The 542-nt window shown below is 62.7% G+C and carries 1 protein-coding gene; it reads right to left on the bottom strand.

What is annotated here, in order from left to right:
• Window positions 1-528, bottom strand: a 528-nt coding sequence (locus tag ACLQ2W_RS33865) for an AMP-binding protein (RefSeq protein ID WP_425791970.1), incomplete at its 3' end; no start/stop codon positions are given.
• Between the last annotated feature and the right edge of the window lie 14 nt (window positions 529-542).

The raw sequence follows: 542 nt of genomic DNA, 5'->3' as shown, positions 1-542 counted from the left end.
CAGCCGGTGGTAGGTGGTGTGGACGGTGGTCTCGGTGATGCCGTACATGTTCACCAACGCCACCCGCGCCAACGGATGCACCCGCACCCACGGCACCAACTCCGCAACCTCCAACCGCTCCCCCGCGAACACCACCACCCGCACCACCAACGCACCCACCCGCACATCACCCTCCGCCGCCGCCGACACCAACGACCGGAACGCCGACGGCGTCTGCGACAACACCGTCACCCCCGAACCCACCAACACATCCAGAAAATCCTCCGGCGAACGCGTCACCTCCTGACCCACCACCACCACCGACGCCCCATGCGCCAACGCCCCCCACATCTCAAAAACCGACACATCAAACGCAAACGAATGAAACAACGAAAAAACATCCGACGCATCAAACGCGAAATGCTCCTGCGCCGACGACAACAAACGCACCACATTCGCATGCGACAACACCACACCCTTGGGCCGACCCGTCGAACCCGACGTGTAAATCACATACACCACACCATCCGGCGACACCACCGCACCCACATCCCCCACCGGCA

Source organism: Micromonospora sp. DT227 (assembly GCF_049841835.1).
GTDB lineage: Bacteria > Actinomycetota > Actinomycetes > Mycobacteriales > Micromonosporaceae > Micromonospora.
The sequence above is the reverse complement of the archived record's forward strand: the minus strand, read 5'-3'. Positions and strand labels throughout refer to the sequence as shown.